The organism is Hymenobacter plasmatis (assembly GCF_020711255.1).
Classification (GTDB): domain Bacteria; phylum Bacteroidota; class Bacteroidia; order Cytophagales; family Hymenobacteraceae; genus Hymenobacter.
The window spans coordinates 20118-39538 of sequence record NZ_JAJFAW010000027.1; the positions used below are offsets into that span (position 1 = coordinate 20118).

The following is a 19421-nucleotide window of genomic DNA, read 5'->3' on the forward strand; positions in this document are numbered from 1 at the left end:
CAATAGCCTTTCCACGCTTCCATACCCCTACGCACCATGTTCGATTACCTCATCGTTGGGGCCGGTTTTGCCGGCAGCGTGCTAGCCGAACGGCTGGCCACCCGCAGCAATAAGAAGGTCCTCATTATCGATAAGCGCAACCACATTGCTGGCAATGCCTACGACCATTATAATGAGGACGGCATCCTGGTGCACAAGTATGGCCCGCACATCTTCCATACCAATTCGAAAGATGTCTTCGACTACCTCGGCAACTTCACCGACTGGCGCCCCTACGAGCACCGCGTCCTGGCCTCGGTTGACGGCCAGCACGTGCCCATGCCCATCAACCTCGACACTATTAACAAACTCTACGGCCTGAACCTGACCAGCTTTGAGCTGGACCAGTTTTTTGCTTCCGTGGCCGAAGAAGTGCCCGTCATCAAGACGTCGGAAGACGTGGTGGTGAGCAAAGTGGGCCGCGAGCTCTACGAGAAGTTTTTCAAGAACTACACCCGCAAGCAGTGGGGCCTCGACCCCTCGCAGCTCGACAAGTCGGTGACCAGCCGCGTTCCTACCCGCACCAACCGCGACGACCGCTACTTCACCGACACCTACCAGGCCATGCCCCTGCACGGCTACACCCGGATGTTTGAGAAGATGCTCGACCACCCCAACATCAAGGTGATGCTGAACACCGATTACCACGAGGTAATCGACTTTATTCCCTTCAAGGAAATGATTTTCACCGGCCCCGTGGATGAGTATTTCGACCACAAATTCGGCAAGCTGCCCTACCGCTCGCTGGAGTTCAAGCACGAAACGCTGAACAAGGAAAAGCACCTGGCCGCGCCCGTGGTGAACTACCCCAACGAGCACCCCTACACGCGCATCACCGAGTTTAAGGCCCTCACCGGGCAGGACCACCCCAAAACGGCCATCGTGTACGAGTACCCGCAGGCCGAGGGCGACCCGTACTACCCCATTCCGATGGCCGAAAACGCCGAGTTGTACAACAAGTACAAGAAGCTGGCCGACGAAACACCCAACGTGCACTTTGTGGGCCGCCTTGCCACCTACAAGTACTACAACATGGACCAGGTGGTAGCCCAGGCCCTGACGCTCTACAAGAAGCTGACAGAAAAGGAGACCGCCGCCAAGCCGGCCCGCCCCGCTATTTCGGGCAGCACGGCCTTGGTTGAAAAGCTGGTGAGCCGCTCGCCCAAGCAGGAGTAGCGCACTTCCTCCTCGGTAAGAAGGGGAGGGGAACACCAATTTATTATTCAATTAAGCCCCGCCATTTTGGCGGGGCTTTTTGTTTTGGGACGGTTTTAGCGGAAGGCTCCGTAAATTTGGGGTGCGCCCCGGCGCTTATTCGTTAAAAAACTACCTGATGTTTGAATTCCTAGGCAAGACCGTCGCCAAAATATTTGGCTCCAAGTCGGAGCGCGATTTAAAAGAAATCGTGCCCTACGTGGCGCTGATTAATGCCGAATATGCCAAACTGGCCGGCTTGACCGATGACCAGTTGCGCGAGCAGACCAAATCTGTCCGGGCCCGCATCGACGAGCGCCTCGCCGGCCTCGATGGGCAAATAGCGGGTTTGCACCACCAAATCGACAGCCAGCCCCAGCTCGACATAGCCCAGAAAGAGGTATTGTTCGAGCAGATTGACGCGCTGGAAAAGCAGCGCAACAAGGACCTCGAAGTAGTATTGCTGGAGGTATTGCCGCCGGCTTTCGCCATTGTGAAGGAAACGGCGCGCCGCTACAAAGAGAACGGCCAGCTGGTGGTAACCGCCACCGACTACGACCGCGAATACGCTTCGCGCAAGGCCAACGTCACCATTCAGGGCGACCAGGCAATCTGGGCCAACAAATGGCTGGCCGGCGGTGCCGAAATCACCTGGGACATGGTGCACTACGACGTGCAGCTGATTGGCGGCGTGGTGTTGCACCAAGGCAAAATTGCCGAAATGGCCACGGGCGAAGGCAAAACGCTGGTTTCGACTTTGCCGTCGTTCCTCAATGCGCTGTCGAAGCGCGGGGTGCACCTCGTAACCGTGAACGACTACCTGGCCAAGCGTGACTCCGAATGGAACGCGCCGCTGTTCGAATTCCACGGCATCACCGTGGACTGCATCGACAAACACCAGCCCAACACGCCGGAGCGTCGCGCCGCTTACCAGGCCGACATCACCTACGGCACCAACAACGAATTCGGCTTCGACTACCTGCGCGACAACATGGCGCGCGACCCCGAGGAGCTGGTGCAGCGCAAGCATCACTTCGCCATGGTCGACGAAGTAGACTCCGTGCTGATTGACGATGCGCGGACGCCGCTCATCATCTCGGGCCCGGTACCCCGCGGCGACGTGCACGAGTTCTACCAGCTCAAGCCGCGCATTCAGCGCCTGGTCGACGAGCAGAAGAAGGTGGTGCAGAACTACCTCGTGCAGGCCCGCAAGCTCATCGCCGAAGGCAAAACCGGCGTCGAGGAAGGCGACAAAAACGGCGAGGGCGGCCTCATGCTATTCCGCGCCCACCGCGGCCTGCCCAAGAGCAAGCCCCTCATCAAGTTCCTCTCGGAAAGCGGCATTCGCGCCGTACTCCAGGCCACTGAGAACCACTACCTGCAGGACAATTCCCGGCAGATGCCCAAGGCCGACGAGCCGCTGTTCTTCACCATCGATGAGAAGAACAACCAAATTGAGCTAACCGAGAAAGGCATTGACTTGATTACGGCCCAGGGCGAAGACCCCAAGCTGTTCATCATGCCCGACATCGGCATGGCCATTGCCGACATCGAGAAAAACGCCACGCTTACGGCCGAAGAAAAGCTGCATCAGAAGGAAAAGCTGATGAGCGACTATCAGGAGAAGAGCGAGCGGGTGCACACCGTAAACCAGCTCCTGAAGGCCTACACGCTGTTTGAGAAGGACGACCAGTACATCCTGACCGAAGACGGCAAAGTGAAAATCGTGGACGAGCAAACCGGCCGCGTAATGGAAGGCCGCCGCTACTCCGACGGCCTGCACCAAGCCATCGAGGCCAAGGAAAACGTGCGCGTAGAAGACGCCACCCAGACCTATGCCACGGTGACGCTGCAGAACTACTTCCGCATGTACCACAAGCTGTGCGGCATGACCGGCACGGCCGAAACCGAAGCCGGCGAGTTCTGGGAAATCTACAAGCTCGACGTAGTGGTAATTCCTACCAACCGCGCCATCAGCCGCAAGGATTCCGACGACCAGGTGTACAAGACGGTGCGTGAGAAATACAACGCCGTGGCCCTGGAAATCCAGAAGCTGGTGGAAGCCGGCCGTCCCGTGCTAGTGGGTACCACGTCAGTTGAAATTTCTGAGCTGGTGAGCCGCATGCTGAAGCTGCGCGGCATCCAGCACCAGGTACTGAACGCTAAGCAGAACCAGCGCGAAGCCGAGATTGTGGCCGCCGCCGGTTTCCCTGGCACCGTGACCATCGCCACCAACATGGCCGGCCGTGGTACCGACATTAAGCTGCGCGAAACCTCACGCGAGTCGGGTGGTCTGGCCATCATCGGCACGGAGCGCCACGAAAGCCGCCGCGTCGACCGCCAGCTGCGGGGCCGCGCCGGCCGCCAGGGCGACCCGGGTACTTCGCAGTTCTTCGTGTCTTTGGAAGACAACCTGATGCGCCTGTTCGGCTCCGACCGGATTGCGAAGCTGATGGACCGCATGGGCATGGAAGAGGGCGAAGTGATTCAGCACTCGATGATTACCAACTCCATCGAGCGGGCCCAGAAGAAAGTGGAGGAAAACAACTTCGGCACGCGCAAGCGCTTGCTGGAGTACGACGACGTGATGAACGCCCAGCGCGAAGTGGTGTACAAACGCCGCCGCAACGCCTTGCACGGGGACCGCATGGAGGTGGATATCCTCAACATGATTTACGACGTGAGCGAGGACATCGCCGCCGGCCACAAAATCACGGGGGACTTCGAGGACTTCAAGCTGGCCATCATCCGGGTGTTTGGCTACGATACCTACCTCACGGCTCAGGACCTCACCAGCCTGCAGCTGCCGCAGCTCACCCAGAAGCTATACGAGGAGGCTCTGGGCTACTTCCAGAGCAAGAACGAGCATATTGCCTCCAATGCCCTGCCGTTGGTGAACGACCTGTTGAGCAACGGCGCGCCCTACGAGAACATCGCGGTGCCTTTCACCGACGGCAAGAAGCAGGTACAGGCCATTGCCAACCTGCGCAAGGCCCAGGCCACCGGCGGCCACGACATCCTGCGCCAGATGGAAAAAGTGGTGGTGCTGTCCGTGATTGACACGGCCTGGACCCAGCACCTGCGCCAGATGGACGACCTCAAGCAGGTGGTGCAAAACGCGGTGTACGAACAGAAAGACCCGCTGTTGGTGTACAAGTTCGAATCGTTTGAGCTGTTTAAGCGCATGATTGGCAAGGTGAACGAGGAGACAACTTCCTTCCTGTTCCACGCCGACGTGCCCGTGCAGCAAGGCATGGTGGGCACCAACGCCGAGCCCGAGTACTACCTCGAAGACGAGGAGCCCCAGCCTCAACTCACCGTGGAGCACGAATCGATGCTCGACACCCTGGGTGCCGGCCCCGAGGACATGGGCCCCAACGACCAGCCAGCTGTAAAGCAGACGCCGGTGCGCAGCCATAAAGTGGCCAACCGCAACGACAAAGTGAGCGTGCAGTACATGGACGGCCGCGTGGTGCGCGACGTGAAGTACAAGACCGTGGAGCAGGACGTACTGGAAAACCGCTGCGTATTGGTCGACTAGAGGCCGATCTTTAGCTCAACAAAAAGAAACGCCCCGGCCAGTTGGTCGGGGCGTTTCTTTTTCTAACACATCCTTAAAGGCTGTAACTACATTCACATATATTAATTCCAACTTCTACCAAAACAGTCTGCTGATGAAACACATCTTCTCTTGTTTGCGCGGGTGGCAAGCTGCCGCTCTCTGGCTTGTTCTAATAGCCCAACCGCAAACTCATGCACAAGCCCCCGCTTGGCAAAACGCAGTAGCCCCCGGGCAGGCGATTAATAGCTCTTCCAATGCCAGTGCAATGGCAACCGATGCCAGTGGCAACGTTTACCTCGCTGGCGTGTTCCGCGGCACCGTTCAGTTTGGCAGTACCACCTTGACGAACACTGGCAGCACTTCAGAGCTGTACTTAGCCAAGTGGAGCAGCAGTACCAATAGCTTCGTATGGGCCCAACGGCTCGCGGGAGGCGGAACTTCAGCCTTCCTTACCGTTAATTCTATGGCGGTGCAGGGAACCGGCATTTACCTAGCCGGAAGCTTCAATAGCACAATCGACTTCGGCAGCGCGAGTCTGGTAAGTGCTGGCGACGGCGACGGCTTCATAGCCAAGCTTACGGATACCGGTACCAACGCCAGCTTTACTTGGGCCCAACAGGCCGGAGGCCCCACAGAGGACGATGCCCGGGCCTTGGTTGTAAATGGAGCCAGCGTGTATGTGGCTGGCAGTTTTTCCGGTGCTACAGCTCGTTTTGGCAGCGTGCAACTGAGCAGCGCGGGCAGCCAGGACATGTATGTGGCCAAGCTCAGCGATGCGGGTACGAGCAGCAATTATGTGTGGGCACTGCGGGCAGGCGGCGTGGCTGACGATTTTGCCCAAGCCGTGGCCGTGCAAGGTACCAGTGTGTATGTAGCCGGAAGCACCACCAGCCCCACAGCCAGCTTTGGAGGCAGCACCCTTGCCAATGCGGGCCTTAGCGATGTGGTTGTGGCCAAACTCAGCGATGCCGGGACTTCCGCGAGCTTTGTGTGGGCCCAGGGAGCCGGTGGGCCAAGCAATGACCGCGCCGTGGCAATGAGCGTAAATGGCCCAAACGTGTACGTGGCTGGTACTTTCGAAAGCAGCACGGCCAGCTTTGGCAGTGCTACCCTGACCAACGCAACTCCAGTCGGGAGCCAGGCAACCGACTTATTCGTGACTAAGCTTACCGATGCGGGTACCACTGGCAGCTTTACCTGGGCGCGGCAAGCCGGCGGCCCAAGCAATGATTTTGTCAATTCCATGGCCCTTAACGGCTCGTACGTGTACCTGGCTGGCAACTTCAGTAGCGACAAGATTTCCTTTGGAAACTCGATTTTGACCAATGTCGGCTATAATGGCATCAACCCGGATGTGTTTGTGTCCAAGCTAACAGATGCAGGCGCAACTGGCACTTTCGCCTGGGCGCAGCAAGCTGGTGGCTCGAACAGTGACCAAGCCAATGAAGTAGCGGTAAGTAACACCAGCGTGTACGTAGCTGGCTTGCTGCAGCCCCCAGCAAATTTTGGCAACTATACTATTAGTGGGCTATCGAGCACTTCCTCGGTTGCCTATCTGGCTTACTTGCCTGAAGTTATCACGTTGGCTACGACTTCCCCAACCTGGCTGGAGGGAGTAAGCGTGTTTCCCAATCCGGCTCATATCAAGGCCACCGTGCTGGTGCCCGCCGTTCCGGGGGCTACTTCCGCCACGCTCACTGTGCTCGACGCACTTGGCCGTAGCGTGCGGACTCAAATCGCTGCCATTTCAGCTAGTGACCGGCAGGTGGAGCTTGACCTTACTGGCCTGCCGGCTGGCCTGTATGCCGTGCGGCTAACCTCTGGCAGCCGCACGGACACGCGCCGCCTCGTGGTAGAGTAAAGATGCTAGCGCTGGGGCGGGCGATGGCTATACACTTGGCTATCGGCCAGCCACTCGCGGGCAGCGGCTTCGTCGTTGAAGAAGTAGGGGTAGAACTCGTGCTGGGCCTGTTGGCGCAGCAGCGTTTCGGTGGCGATGCTCCCGATTTCCTCGCGGTGGCTTTCGCTGGCCACGCAGGCCAGAAACACCGGCGAGCCCAGCACCATTACCACCTGTTCGGCCAGCAGTTCTTTGAGCCAGTCCAGTAGGGCAGGGGAGTACTGGTCCTGGCTGCGCATATCGAGCAGCCAGAAGCGGCAGCGGTTGTGTTTAATCGCGGCACTCAGCAACTCTTGCTGCGGCGGATGCAGGATGTGGTCGGGCACGTTGCTCAGCCAGCGGCCCACCAGCAGGTTGGTCCGAGTCTCGTAGTTCAGCGCAAATACATCGGAAAATGACGTGGGCATGGTTCTGATAATAAAGTAAGTAAATGTAGCGCTAGTCTGCTGTGTATTTGAACTGTGGCCTGCCGCCATTCAAAAGGGCAGCGCATGAGGGGCAGCGCATGCTTAGCTCAATTGTAAGGGCAAGCACTACTGCGCGGGCCGCATACCATAAGTATCGGTTTTAGTAATGGGAGGCAAGCGGCCCGTACTGTAAACAGCGCCGTATGCATAGTCCATTCACCCTACCTTTGCCCCATGACGCTCGCCGCCCGAATTGACCACACCCTGCTGCGCCCCGATGCTACCGAGGCGCAGATATTACATCTATGCGAAGAGGCCGCTGCGCACAGCTTCGCCAGTGTGTGCGTGCCGCCGTGCTATGTAGCGCTGGCCACCGAGAAGCTGGCCGGCACCAGCGTGGCCGTGTGCACGGTGATTGGGTTCCCGTTGGGCTACTCTACTTCCAGTGTGAAGTTCAAGGAAGCCGAAGTGGCGCTGTACGACGGGGCCACGGAGCTGGACATGGTCATTAACATCGGGGCGCTGAAATCGGGCAAAGCGGAAATGGTGCAGGCCGAAATCCTGGACTTGGCCGATTTGTGTCACGTGCACCAGGCTTTGCTCAAGGTCATCATTGAAACCGCCCTGCTTTCGGAAGCCGAAATTGAGCTGGCTTGCCAGTTGTGCGTGGGTGGCGAAGCGGATTTTGTAAAAACCTCTACCGGCTTTGCCAGCCGTGGCGCTTCGGTGGAAGACGTGACGCTCATGCGCCGTGTATTGCCCGAAAACGTACGCATCAAAGCCGCTGGAGGCATTCGCACCCGTGCCGCGGCACTGGCAATGATTGCGGCGGGTGCCGACCGCATCGGCTCGTCCAATAGTGTGGCCCTGATTGCTGAAAACGATGAAACAACTGCTGCCTAAGATGCTATTGGCCTCCCTGCTGCTGACCCTGGCAGCTTGCGGTAGCACCGCTCCGAAATCCCCGCGTGCCAGCTCCCCAGCCGATACCACGCTGAAGAAGTCGGCCGGCACCGCGGCTACCCCCGCCACCATGCCGGCGGAGGACGTGACGAAGTACCGGCCCGTGTTTAGCATGCCCAAAGCCGGGCCGGCTGCAGCTCCCGTGAAAACCATGGTAGCGCCCACCAACCAGGTGAATGCGCAGATTGAGCAGCGGCTGCGCGACCAGGCCTACACCAACCAGAACGTGAAGTATGCTCAGGGCTACCGCATTCTGGTGTACCTGGGCTTGGAGCGCGATAAAGTGATGGCCATTCGCCGCAACATCATCGGCCGCTACCCGGATGAAACCGACTACATCACGTTTAAGTCGCCAGTTTACCGCCTTTACATCGGCGATTATCTCACCAAGCTCGATGCCGCGCGCGGCCTTGCCAAGCTGCGCGGCCTGGCCCCGAAGCTGGAGCTGGAATCCACGCAGGTGCTGCTGAATAAGAACCCCTAACCCTAGCAGAACAAAACTCCCCTCCTTATCAAGGAGGGGACGCTGGCGCGACGCGCTAGCTGGGGTGTTTGGGTCGTTGAACCATGGGCAAACGATTTACAGCCGAGTCGTTCTTACATCGTTCAACGGCTCAACCACCCCCGTCCGAGCCGTTGGCTCGAACATCCCCTCCTTGGTAAGGAGGGGAGTTGCCGTTCAATTCCCAAGCCATGACCGAGCTTCTTCCCCAAATCCAGCGCCTTGCTGCTCAGTACGCCGCCGATACCGTGGCCATTCGCCACCACCTGCACGCCCACCCCGAGCTGTCGTTTGAAGAAACCCAAACGGCCGCTTTCGTTACGCGGGAGCTGGAAAAGATGGGCCTTAGTCCCCGGCCTATTGCCAATACCGGTGTACTCGCCCTGATTGAGGGCCAGCCCGGCGGGCCCACCATCGCCCTGCGGGCCGATATGGACGCCCTGCCCATCCAGGAAACCAACGACGTGCCGTACAAGTCTACCAACCCTGGCGTGATGCACGCCTGCGGCCACGACGTGCACACGGCGTCACTGCTGGGTGCAGCCCGCATTCTCAACGACCTGAAGGGGGAGTTCCGGGGCACCATCAAGCTGATGTTTCAGCCCGGGGAAGAGCGGCTGCCGGGCGGCGCTTCGCTGATGATAAAGGAAGGCGTGCTGGAAAACCCCAAGGTGACGAGTGTGCTCGGGCAGCATGTGTTTCCGCACCTGCCAGCGGGCAAAGTGGGCATTCGCTCGGGCCGCTACATGGCCAGCACCGACGAGCTGTACCTGACCGTGCGGGGCAAGGGCGGCCACGGCGCCATGCCCGAAATGAACCTCGACCCCGTGCTGGTGGCAGCCCACATCATCGTGGCCGCGCAGCAGATAGTGAGCCGCCGCGCCAGCCCCAAAATCCCGTCGGTACTCAGCTTCGGCAAGGTAATCGCCAACGGTGCCACCAACGTTATTCCCAACGAAGTATACATCGAAGGCACGTTCCGCACCCTCAACGAGGAGTGGCGCGCCGAGGCCCACCAGCACCTGCGCCGCCTCTGCGAAGGCCTGGCCGAGAGCATGGGCGCCGTGTGCGAGCTGGAAATCCGCCATGGCTATCCCTACCTCGAAAACGAGCCGCAACTCACGGCCCGCGTAAAAGCGGCTGCCGAAGAATTCCTGGGCCCCGAAAACGTGGTGGAGCTGGACCAGTGGATGGCCGCCGAGGATTTTGCCTACTTCTCCCAAGCGGCGCCAGCCTGCTTTTACCGCCTTGGCACCCGGCACGAAGACGGCCGCTTTGCTTCCTCGGTGCACACCCCCACCTTCGACATCGACGAAAAAGCCCTGGCCACCGGGCCGGGCCTGATGGCGTGGCTGGCCATTAAAGAGTTGGCCGCGAAATAGCCCAACCCGGCCGGGCGCTACCATTACCTTGCAACTATGAAATACTGGTATTCTTTTGCCCGCTGGGGCGCTGCCGTGCTGACCGCTGGCCTGCTGCTGGCCCAACCGGCTGCCGCCCAAACCCGCCGCGCCACCCTGGACCTGCAGCTCTGGCCCGAACTACAGGCCGAACTGGCGCTCAAAAACGGCGATTATCTGTTCCTGGGCCTGCGCGGCCAGCGCGACCTGGAAGTGGCCAGCTACAACGGCGATGCCCGTCGGCTGGGTTTCGACGAGCGGCGCGTCACGCTGGGGTACGAGCATTTCTGGAGCGAGCATTGGAGCGGCGGCGGCACGCTGCGGCTCGAGGCCATGGGATTCCGGCGGCTGGTGCTGGTGCCCGAAGCGCTGCTGCGGCACCGCAGCAGCCTGGCAGGCCTCACGTTTGGGCAACGCCTGAGCCTGGAGCGTACCTTGCCCAACAACGCCGGCTACGTGGGCGGCCCCGGCCCCGATGGGCAAAACTGGGCCCGCCTGCGCGTCGACCTGGAGAAGCTGGTGCCCGTGGGCAGCAGCGGCTTTGCCCTGCGCCCCCGCCTGAGCTACGAAGCGGCCACCCGCATACGCCTGCTTAAGTCCAACACCGACGCCAAGCAGCGGAGCATTGACTTCACCAGCGCCCGCGCCGAATTGGGCTGCCGGGTCAGCGACCATTTCGACATCACGCCATGGGTGGCTTCCCAAACGCGCTACAGCTTCACCCTCGCCCAAACGGATGTCAACGGCAACGTGACCATCCCCGCCGCGCGGCTCAATTTGACTACTCCGGTCATTGGGATTGATGCCCGGTTCACGCTGTTCCAGGGCAAGGCCGTGTTCGAAAGACAGCAGTTGCCCACCCAGCACTAGCTTACACTTAGTCGAATTGTGACATAATGGCTGGGTTTGCGCTGCGCTGAAAAGAGGATTGAGGCGCTTGAAATGACATTTTTGACTTCAACGTAAGTTGAGGGCGTCGGGAGTATTTAGTAAATAAAGACAAAATGTCTTCATTTGACGCGGTAGCTCAATTGGTATAGATTTTAAGGAAAGAGAGGTGTGCCGATGCACGGCACGTCTTTTCTGCAAACCTTAATTCTTCTTACCATTTACATGGCCACTTTGCTCTATAACCCCCGCCCTTCGTTGCGTCCTAGCCGTGCCTTGAGCGCCATGCTCGCCGACATGCTACGCGACCCGCAGACTACCACTGCGCAACCCACGCCCGCTTTTACCCCCGCCGCTGACATTCTGGAAACGGCCGAAGGCTTTGAGCTACAGTTGGCCCTGCCCGGCGTGAAGAAGGAAGCGGTAACCATTGAATTTCTCGACGGCGAGCTGGTGATATCCGGCGCCCGGCCCAACCCAGCTTCTGCTGCCAAGGAAGCCGCTGCAACCGCCACCGAAATCACTGCCGCTGACGAAACCAAACCAGCCGTGGTAACTCCGGAAGTCCCCGCCGCTCCCAAATTCCGCCGCGTGGAAACCAGCTACGGCGCGTTCTCCCGCCGCTTCCGCCTGCCCGAAACGGTAAACGTGAAAGGCATTGGCGCGGAGCTGACGGATGGCATCCTGCGCGTGACTCTGCCTTTCGACACCGAAAAAGTAACCAAGCAGCACATTGAAATCCGCTAATAGCGACCGGTTTTGCAAGAAAGGCGCTCTGCGGGGTGCCTTTTTTGCTTCCGTCGGTGTTGTTGGCGTAGTTGCTCCAATTGGCCCTTTTTCTGCTAAAAGCAACCCTGAGACACGAAAGCGAATCCTTCGGACGTTACCGAAAAATAATGCCAGTGGCGCTCATTCGGTTTTCATCCTTGGTTCCTTAAATTAGGTTCTTCATTAACCCAAATCACCCTCTCATTTTTCCTTACCCATGCAAGCAAAACAAATGATGCTCGGCCTGTTCGGTTCTGCCATTCTTGGCGGAGGCGTGGCCGTGGGGGGATACAAGCTGTTGGAGCCAATCCCCGTGGTGCCCCAAGCCGTAGCTGCTGACCCCCAGGTACGTTATACCTCCGAAATGCGGAGCAGCACTTACGCCGTACCCGAAGGACTGAACTTCGTAGCTGCCGCGGCCGCCGTGACCCCGGCCGTAGTACACGTGATGACCGAATACGCCGCGCCGGCCGTTGACCAGCGCCAGCAGCAGATGGACCCGTTTCTGCGCCAGTTTTTTGGCGACCAGCTTGAGCAGTTTCACGGCCAGCAGCCCCAGGGCGGTGGCCAGGGTTCGGGCTCGGGCGTGATTATCGCCGCCAACGGCTATATCGTAACCAATAACCACGTCATCGACAAGGCCTCCAAGATTGAGGTGGTGCTCGACGACAAGCGCAAGTTCGAAGCCGAGCTGGTGGGGGCCGACCCCAACACCGACCTCGCCGTGCTGAAAGTGAAAGCCGACAACCTGCCCTTCGTGAAGTACGGCAACTCCGACGACGTGAAAGTGGGCCAGTGGGTGCTCGCCGTGGGCAACCCCTTCAACCTGAACTCGACCGTAACGGCCGGTATAGTTTCGGCCAAGGGCCGGAACATTGATATCCTGCGCCGCAAAGACAACATGGGCATCGAGTCGTTTATCCAGACCGATGCCGTGGTGAACCCCGGCAACTCGGGCGGCGCCCTCGTGAACCTGAATGGCGACCTGATTGGCATCAACTCGGCCATTGCCTCGCACACGGGCTCGTTTGAGGGCTATGCCTTCGCCATTCCCAGCTCGTTGGCCAGCAAAGTGGTCGACGACCTGCTGAAATACAAAGTGGTACAGCGCGCCCTGCTCGGCGTGCAGATTCAGGAAGTTGACGCCAAGCTGGCTTCCGAGAAGAAGCTCAATACCTTGAACGGCGTGTACGTGCAGGGCTTTAGCGAGAGCAGCGCTGGCGCCGCGGCCGGCCTGAAGATGGGCGACATCATCACCCAAATCAACGGCGTGGCCGTGAACACTTCCTCGCAGCTGCAGGAGCAAGTGGCGCGTTTCCGCCCTGGCGATAAGATTAAAGTGAACTATGTGCGCGGCAACACGCCCAGCGAGGTGACGGCCGTTCTGCGCAACGCCACCGGCACTACCTCGGTGGTGCGCGAAGAGCCGACTTTGGCCTCCATCAAGTACGAGGGTGCGACCATTGCGGCCGTGCCCGCCCGGGAGCAAGCCAAGCTGGGCCTGGAAGGCGGTGCCAAAATCAGCGGCATCAAGGGCAGCAACTTCCGCGAAACGGGCATGGGCGATGGCTTCATCATCACCCGCATCGACAAAAATCAGGTGACCAAGCCTGCCGACGTGAAGCAGTATCTTGACGAGGCCCGCGACAAATCGGGCGCGCTGGTAGAAGGCGTGTATCCCGATGGGCGCAAGGCTTACTACCCCATCGGCCAGGAGTAATCCAGCTGATGTCTTGAATCGAAAAAAAAGCCCCTGCCGGTTTCGGCAGGGGCTTTTTTGTGTGCTTTTGGGCGAAGAGGAGGAAGACTCCCTACCGCGCCCAATTAGGGCAGTCGCCGCTCTATATAACCTGAGCTAAATATACCAAAAGCTTCTGCTGGACAACATCTAAACATGTTAGCTCAACTAGCCGGTGTGGCCTAACATAGGAAAACCCGGTTTTATTGAGCACGTATAGCTACCCAGAATAGCTTATTTGCCGTGTCCGTGCCGACATTTCCAACCAGCGCCTTTTCTCTAGAGTACCGCCCCGATTTAGGCATCCTAATCGGCCGGTGGTTGCAGGCCTTGCCTCCGCCCGAACTGCAGGGCACCTACGAGGCCATGCTCGCCGCAGCCAAAGCCAACGGCAACTGCCGCTTCTGGCTGTTGGACCTGCGCCGGCGCCCGCTGGCCGGCCCCGACCTGAACGAGTGGTTTCGCGACCAGTTTTCGCCCCAGATAGCCTCGGCGCTGGGCGGGCCGCTGTTCACCGCTTACCTGGCCGGCCCGCACCAGCGCGTGGCCGCCGAAAGCGCCGAAATGGAGCTGCACCTACGCCACGCGGCCACCCTCGATTCGTACCCGCTGTTTTACGACGACGAAGCCGAGGCCATGACTTGGCTCACCGACCAGCAGGAGCGGGCCGGCGTGCGGGTGCGCGAAAAGAGCCGGTTGGGCTAATTGGGGCCTGGGGCGGTGCCCAGGGGAAAATTGAGCTGGGATGGGTGGATAATGGGCAATGCGGGCGGTTACGGCCGCGGTTGGTGGCGGGAGTTGGCTTTCCGTAGATTTGTGGGAGCATCCTCCCACCGTATTCCCGCCCTTTCCTCATGAAGCTAGCCCTCGAAGAAGCCACCTCGGCCGCCGACGTAACCGTTGCGCACCCACACACCGACCCCCACGGCATTCAGGACGTACTGCGCCAGTTGCACATCGAAGCCGACAATGCGGCCTATTGCACCGGCCGCAGCTGGGGCGGCCACGCCACCGCCAACCGCCGCACGGTGCTGGCTCCCGCCGATGGCCGCCCCATTGCCAGCGTAGCCTTCGCTACCCCTGACGACTACGATACGGTAGTAAAAACCGCCCAGGAGGCGTTCAAGACCTGGCGCCTGGTGCCGGCCCCCAAGCGCGGCGACATCGTGCGCCAGATTAGCAACAAGCTGCGCGAGTACAAGGAGCCGCTGGGCAAGCTGGTGAGCGCCGAAATGGGCAAAATCCTGCAGGAAGGCCTTGGCGAAGTGCAGGAGATGATTGACATCTGCGACTTTGCCGTGGGCCTCTCGCGCCAGCTGCACGGCCTCACCATGCACTCGGAGCGCCCGGCGCACCGCATGTACGAGCAGTACCACCCGCTGGGCATTGTGGGCATTATTTCGGCCTTCAACTTCCCGGTGGCCGTGTGGAGCTGGAACGCCATGCTGGCCGCCGTGTGCGGCGATGTAAGCATCTGGAAACCCTCGGAGAAAACCCCGCTCACAGCCGTAGCCGTGCAGCACATCATCCGCGAGGTACTGGCCGATAACGACATCCCCGAGGGCGTATTCAACCTCGTTATCGGTGGGGCTGACGTTGGGGCCGCCATGGCCGCCGACAAGCGCGTGCCGCTGGTATCGGCCACGGGCAGCACCCGCATGGGCCGCAAAGTAGGGGAGGTGGTAGGCGCCCGCCTGGGCCGCGCCCTGCTGGAGCTCGGTGGCAACAACGCCATCATCGTTACCAAAAACGCCGACCTCGACATTGCCATCCGCGCCATTGTGTTTGGCGCCGTGGGCACGGCCGGGCAGCGCTGCACCAGCACGCGCCGCGTCATCATCGAAGAAGGCATTTACGAGGAAGTGAAAAACCGCCTGCTGGCAATTTACCCCAAGCTGCCCATCGGCCACCCCCTCCAGGAGGGCACCCTGGTGGGCCCGCTGATTGACGCCGACGCGGTGAAGATGTTCGAAGACGCCCTCACCAAAGTGCAGGCCGAGGGGGGCAAACTGCTCACCGGCGGTCAGGTGCTGAGCGGCGCCGAGCTGCACGGCGGCCACTACGTGCAGCCCGCGCTGGTGGAAGTGGAAAACCACTACCAGACGGTGCAGGAAGAAACCTTTGCGCCCATTCTCTACCTAATCAAGTACAGCGGCGACGTGCAGAACGCCATTGAGCTGCAAAACGACGTACGCCAGGGCCTGTCGAGCAGCATCTTCACTCTGAACATGCGCGAGGCCGAAGCCTTCCTGGCCGCCACCGGCTCCGACTGCGGCATTGCCAACGTGAACATCGGCACCAGTGGAGCTGAAATCGGCGGCGCGTTCGGCGGCGAAAAGGAAACCGGCGGCGGCCGCGAGTCCGGCTCCGACGCCTGGAAAGTCTACATGCGCCGCCAGACCAATACCATCAACTACTCTGCTGAGCTACCGCTGGCGCAGGGTATTAAGTTTGATATCTAGCGGCTGGGGCTTTTGCTCCTAGCTAAAGAAAGGCCCACCTGCTACTGCAGGTGGGCCTTTCTGATTTTTATTAAGAGTGTAAAATAGCCCAGGCCAGCAGTTTTTTACTGACCATAGCAGAGGTCACCGTGGCCTTTGTACACGAGGCCATCGGCGTTGTTGACAACGTAATAAATGCGAAAAACCTCTTTTGCGGGAGCGCCCATTTTGGCGTAATCAAACATGTAGGACTGGCTCAAAATCAAGTTTACTGGCTCAAGCCGTTGCAGCACCTGGTACTTGCGGTTGACAAAAACGACGCGTAGGGTGTAGGTGGCGGCGCCCCCGCCGGGGCCTCGCTGCGTTTGCAGGGTCCAGTTGGCCTGGCCGGCGAGGGCGGGGTTGGGGAAAGCTTGGCGGGCGCCGACGAGCGCCGGCTGTTGGGGGCCGTTCAGGTCAAAGTTTATTTCGGGGAACAGGGCGCGCTCCTGCGCGTTCCAGGTAGCATCCGAGGTCCAGTCGGTCGGATCCTGCGGGCCGTTGGGCATGTTGCTGGCGTCGCGGTAGGTAATGCCCTCATCGGCTCCGAAGTCAATGGTGGGCTCGGTTTCCTTCTTGGAACAGCTGCTAAAAAGCACCGCCGACACCAGGAGCAGCAAGGGCAAATGAATGAAAGGTAGTATAGGCTTTACCATGGTAGAAGAGTAATTTGCAAGCAAGTTACGGGCGGGTAATACAGGTGCAACCCTTATGCCCGGTGCACAGTCCTTTGCTTGCTTAAGCCTCTTAATCCACCTATCTGCATGGAAGCTGCCGTTGCATACGTTGACATCAATGCGCCCCTGGTGGAGCGCTGCCGCCTGAACGACCGCCAGGCCCAGGCCGAGATTTACCGTCGCTACGCCAAGGCCATGTTCAACGCGGCCCTGCGCATCACCGGCGACTACGCCGAAGCCGAAGATGTGCTGCAGGAGTCGTTCCTGAGTGCTTTTCGGGAGCTGAGCGGCTACAAGGGTGATTCCTCGTTTGGGGCGTGGCTCAAGCGCATCGTGGTCAACAAAAGCATCAATTGCCTGCGGCAGCGGCGGTTGGCGCTGGTGCCGCTGGGCGAGCAGCACCACGAGGAACCGGCAGAGCCCGCCGGCGCTTCCTACGAAGAAGAAGCCGAAACCCATTACCGCGCCGACGTGCTGCGTCGCTGCATCCAGGAGCTGCCCGATGGCTACCGGGTGGTGCTCAGCCTCTACCTGCTGGAAGGCTACGACCATCTCGAAATAGCCGGCATCCTGGGCATTTCCGAATCCACTTCCAAGTCCCAATACAGCCGGGCCCGGGTTCGGCTGCGGGAGCTGGCCGCGCAGCGCGGGCTCAGTTAACTAATAAATAGCTATCTATCGTTATAATTAATCACATAACCTTTCACTACCCTTCATCCTTTTTCGCTCGGTCGCGGTTCTATATATCCCCGCTACCCATTTTGAACCTGGAAGAACCGTGCGTCTGCTTTTCATTCATGGACACTAAAAAGAATAATTCATTGGAAAACTTCGTCGAGCGGCACCGTGCCGATTTCGACACGCACGAGCCGCGCCCCGACCTGTGGGCCGCGCTGGAGCAAAAGTTGGCCGACCCGGCTGCCGCGCCCTCTGTGCCGCCGGCCATGCGCCGGGCCGATGCCGGCCAGCTGGCTCCCCAGGCCGTGGCAGTAGCTGCCGCTGGTCCGGTGCGGCCTGCCAGCTGGCTGCAGCGCTACGGAGTGGCTGCCGCACTGGCGCTGCTGGTGTTTGCGGCCGGGGCCAGTGAGGCCTGGAAAACGAGACACGCCGCTCCCGCGGAGCTGACCGCGGCCACCAGCCCGGCCAGCTCAACCAGCGCCCCCGAAGCTCCGGATGCGGCCCTCTACCAAGGCGGCAACCCCGTGGCCATGGCTGCCACCGACCGCACCATCGGCGCCGATAGCCAGCTGGTGCGCGCCGTGCGCGGCATGGAAGCGTACTACACCACCCAGCTGGCGCGCCGCCAAAGCGAGCTGCGGGAGCTGAAAGGCCCCGGGGTAGCTGGCATGAACGCCGACTGGCAGCGGGAACTGGTGTCGCTCGACTCGAGCTATCGCAAGCTGAAGGTGGAGCTGCTCCACCATCCGCAGCCCGATGCCGTGCTCACGGCCATGAACCGCAACCTGCAAATTCGACTCGATATCCTGGACCAGCAGCTGCACATAGGCACGGCCCCGCAGGAAGAAGAACGTAGTACCGGCTCCTTTGTACTGGCCGATAGCCAGCATTCATCCCGATGAAAAAGCGCATGTCTCTTGGATTTTGGCGGGTAGTTGGGCTGGCCGCACTCGCGCTGGCCGGGTTGCTGAACCCCACGGCGGGTACGGCCAGCCCAACGTCCCGCCAGTGGGTACCCGTGGGCGCCTGCTTGCCCGCCCAGTCCCTGGCCATAGAGGCATTTGTCAGCGATGACTACTTGTCTGGCTCGTCGCAGAGTGTGCAGCCAGATGGTCCGCAGCCAAGCTGCTCTCAGCCCGAACAGACCCGCGACCAGGACGGCCTGAACCTGCAGGCCGAGCAGCGCCGGCGCCTGAGCCGCAGCTACGCCGTGCCGAAAGCGGGCCGGGCTTTCTCGCTCAATACGCGCTACGGCCGGGTGCAAATCAACCCCTGGAATAAAAAGGAAATCAAGGTAGAAGCCGAACTGGTGGCCCGCTCCGAAACCGAAGCCGGCGCCCGCCAGGTGCTCGATGCGCTGGGCGTGGAATGGCTGGACTACGATGCCCGCACCGGCGGCGTGGCCGTGAGCACCAAGTTTGGCCCGGTGCTGCGCGGGCGGGCCGGGGGCTGCCGCTACGAAGTAAACTATACCGTGTGGCTGCCCCGCACCACGGCGCTGCACGTGTTCAACAGCTTCGGCGAAGTGACCGTGACCGGCGACTTAACCGGCCCCACGGAGCTGGCCGTGGAATACGGCGCCCTGCGCACTGGCCGCCTCGAAGGCCAGCAAAACTTCGTGCACATCGGCAACGGCGACTGCAGCATTGCCTACGCCGGCCGCGCCAGCATCGACGCCAGCTACGCCCGCCTGCGCCTCGACGAAGGCAAGACCGTGGACCTGCGCAACAACCACTCCGACGTGGACATGGGCACCGTGCAGGACCTGACGGTGCACAGCAAGTACGGCGACGTGGCCCTGGGCACGGTGCGCAACCTGCGCGGCTCGTCGGGCTACTCCCGGTTTACCATCGACCGGCTCGACCAGGGCATTGACATGGCCCTGCGCTACTGCCCCGATTTTGTGGTGCGCGACATGGGCGCCAATTTCCGCCAGGTGAACCTCGACGGCGGCTTCAGCACCATTCGCCTGGGCTTTGCCGAGGCCCCCAGCTTCCGGTTCGATGTGAGCACCGAGCAGGGCCAGATGCTGGTGGATAAAAACATGGTCCGGGTGCTGTCGCAGGAAAACGGCCCGCAGACCAGCGACGTGCTGGGCGTATACGGCGGGGCAGCGCCCGGCCGCAACGCCGGCAATGTCAACATCAAGGTGCGCTACGGCACCGTGCGGTTTAGCAAGTAGGAGGGCAGAAGCCCAAGCTGAAGCGGAGCGTCCGCTTACCTTC

General features: G+C 60.4%; 16 protein-coding genes. 14 read left to right on the forward strand and 2 right to left on the reverse strand.

Annotated elements, in window-relative coordinates; all coding sequences use genetic code 11:
* Positions 1–36 precede the first annotated feature (36 nt).
* The 3 genes from glf (at position 37) to LJ738_RS17500 (ending at position 6656) form a co-directional block, all read left to right on the forward strand.
* Positions 37–1215, forward strand: a complete 1179-nt coding sequence (gene glf, locus LJ738_RS17490) for a UDP-galactopyranose mutase (RefSeq protein WP_302717074.1) — start codon at positions 37–39, stop codon at positions 1213–1215.
* A 157-nt stretch (positions 1216–1372) separates the two neighbouring features.
* Positions 1373–4774: a preprotein translocase subunit SecA gene (gene secA, locus LJ738_RS17495; RefSeq protein WP_227787654.1), complete on the forward strand. Its 3402-nt coding sequence runs from the start codon at positions 1373–1375 to the stop codon at positions 4772–4774.
* Positions 4775–5060: 286 nt separating this feature from the next.
* The gene (locus LJ738_RS17500) at positions 5061–6656 is read left to right on the forward strand and encodes a T9SS type A sorting domain-containing protein (RefSeq protein WP_227787655.1); all 1596 of its coding nucleotides are present in this window, start codon (positions 5061–5063) and stop codon (positions 6654–6656) included.
* A gap of 5 nt (positions 6657–6661) precedes the next feature.
* On the opposite strand, the gene LJ738_RS17505 is transcribed toward LJ738_RS17500, so the two are convergent.
* Positions 6662–7102: a hypothetical protein gene (locus tag LJ738_RS17505; protein WP_227787656.1), complete on the reverse strand. Its 441-nt coding sequence runs from the start codon at positions 7100–7102 to the stop codon at positions 6662–6664.
* 234 nt (positions 7103–7336) lie between these two features.
* Here LJ738_RS17505 and deoC point away from each other — a divergent pair, with 234 nt between their 5' ends.
* The 8 genes from deoC (at position 7337) to amaB (ending at position 15823) form a co-directional block, all read left to right on the forward strand.
* On the forward strand, positions 7337–8005 hold the full coding sequence (gene deoC / locus LJ738_RS17510) for a deoxyribose-phosphate aldolase (RefSeq protein WP_227787657.1): 669 nt from the start codon (positions 7337–7339) through the stop codon (positions 8003–8005).
* Positions 7986–8549, forward strand: a complete 564-nt coding sequence (locus tag LJ738_RS17515; RefSeq protein WP_227787658.1) for a hypothetical protein — start codon at positions 7986–7988, stop codon at positions 8547–8549. Before deoC ends, LJ738_RS17515 begins: the two co-directional genes overlap by 20 nt.
* 209 nt (positions 8550–8758) lie before the next feature.
* Positions 8759–9949, forward strand: a complete 1191-nt coding sequence (locus LJ738_RS17520) for a M20 metallopeptidase family protein (RefSeq protein WP_227787659.1) — start codon at positions 8759–8761, stop codon at positions 9947–9949.
* Positions 9950–9985: 36 nt separating this feature from the next.
* Positions 9986–10837 carry a hypothetical protein gene (locus LJ738_RS17525; RefSeq protein ID WP_227787660.1) on the forward strand — a complete coding sequence of 284 codons (852 nt, stop codon included), beginning with the start codon at positions 9986–9988 and terminating at the stop codon, positions 10835–10837.
* Between the two features lie 243 nt (positions 10838–11080).
* Positions 11081–11602 carry an Hsp20/alpha crystallin family protein gene (locus LJ738_RS17530; protein WP_227787661.1) on the forward strand — a complete coding sequence of 174 codons (522 nt, stop codon included), beginning with the start codon at positions 11081–11083 and terminating at the stop codon, positions 11600–11602.
* Positions 11603–11840: 238 nt separating this feature from the next.
* On the forward strand, positions 11841–13343 hold the full coding sequence (locus LJ738_RS17535) for a Do family serine endopeptidase (RefSeq protein ID WP_227787662.1): 1503 nt from the start codon (positions 11841–11843) through the stop codon (positions 13341–13343).
* Between the two features lie 267 nt (positions 13344–13610).
* A complete protein-coding gene (locus tag LJ738_RS17540) occupies positions 13611–14066 on the forward strand; it encodes a hypothetical protein (protein WP_227787663.1) in 456 nt (151 codons plus the stop codon).
* A 149-nt stretch (positions 14067–14215) separates the two neighbouring features.
* Positions 14216–15823 (forward strand): L-piperidine-6-carboxylate dehydrogenase, encoded by a 1608-nt coding sequence (amaB, locus tag LJ738_RS17545; RefSeq protein ID WP_227787664.1) that lies wholly within the window; start codon positions 14216–14218, stop codon positions 15821–15823.
* 104 nt (positions 15824–15927) lie between these two features.
* On the opposite strand, the gene LJ738_RS17550 is transcribed toward amaB, so the two are convergent.
* The gene (locus tag LJ738_RS17550) at positions 15928–16467 is read right to left on the reverse strand and encodes a hypothetical protein (RefSeq protein ID WP_227787665.1); all 540 of its coding nucleotides are present in this window, start codon (positions 16465–16467) and stop codon (positions 15928–15930) included.
* A 138-nt stretch (positions 16468–16605) separates the two neighbouring features.
* On the opposite strand from LJ738_RS17550, the gene LJ738_RS17555 reads away from it, so the two are divergent.
* The 3 genes from LJ738_RS17555 to LJ738_RS17565 all read left to right on the forward strand — a co-directional run bounded on the left by LJ738_RS17555 (position 16606) and on the right by LJ738_RS17565 (position 19378).
* On the forward strand, positions 16606–17178 hold the full coding sequence (locus LJ738_RS17555; RefSeq protein ID WP_068191824.1) for an RNA polymerase sigma factor: 573 nt from the start codon (positions 16606–16608) through the stop codon (positions 17176–17178).
* Between the two features lie 137 nt (positions 17179–17315).
* The gene (locus tag LJ738_RS17560) at positions 17316–18098 is read left to right on the forward strand and encodes a hypothetical protein (protein ID WP_227787666.1); all 783 of its coding nucleotides are present in this window, start codon (positions 17316–17318) and stop codon (positions 18096–18098) included.
* Positions 18099–18106: 8 nt separating this feature from the next.
* Positions 18107–19378, forward strand: a complete 1272-nt coding sequence (locus tag LJ738_RS17565; protein WP_227787667.1) for a hypothetical protein — start codon at positions 18107–18109, stop codon at positions 19376–19378.
* Positions 19379–19421 lie beyond the last annotated feature (43 nt).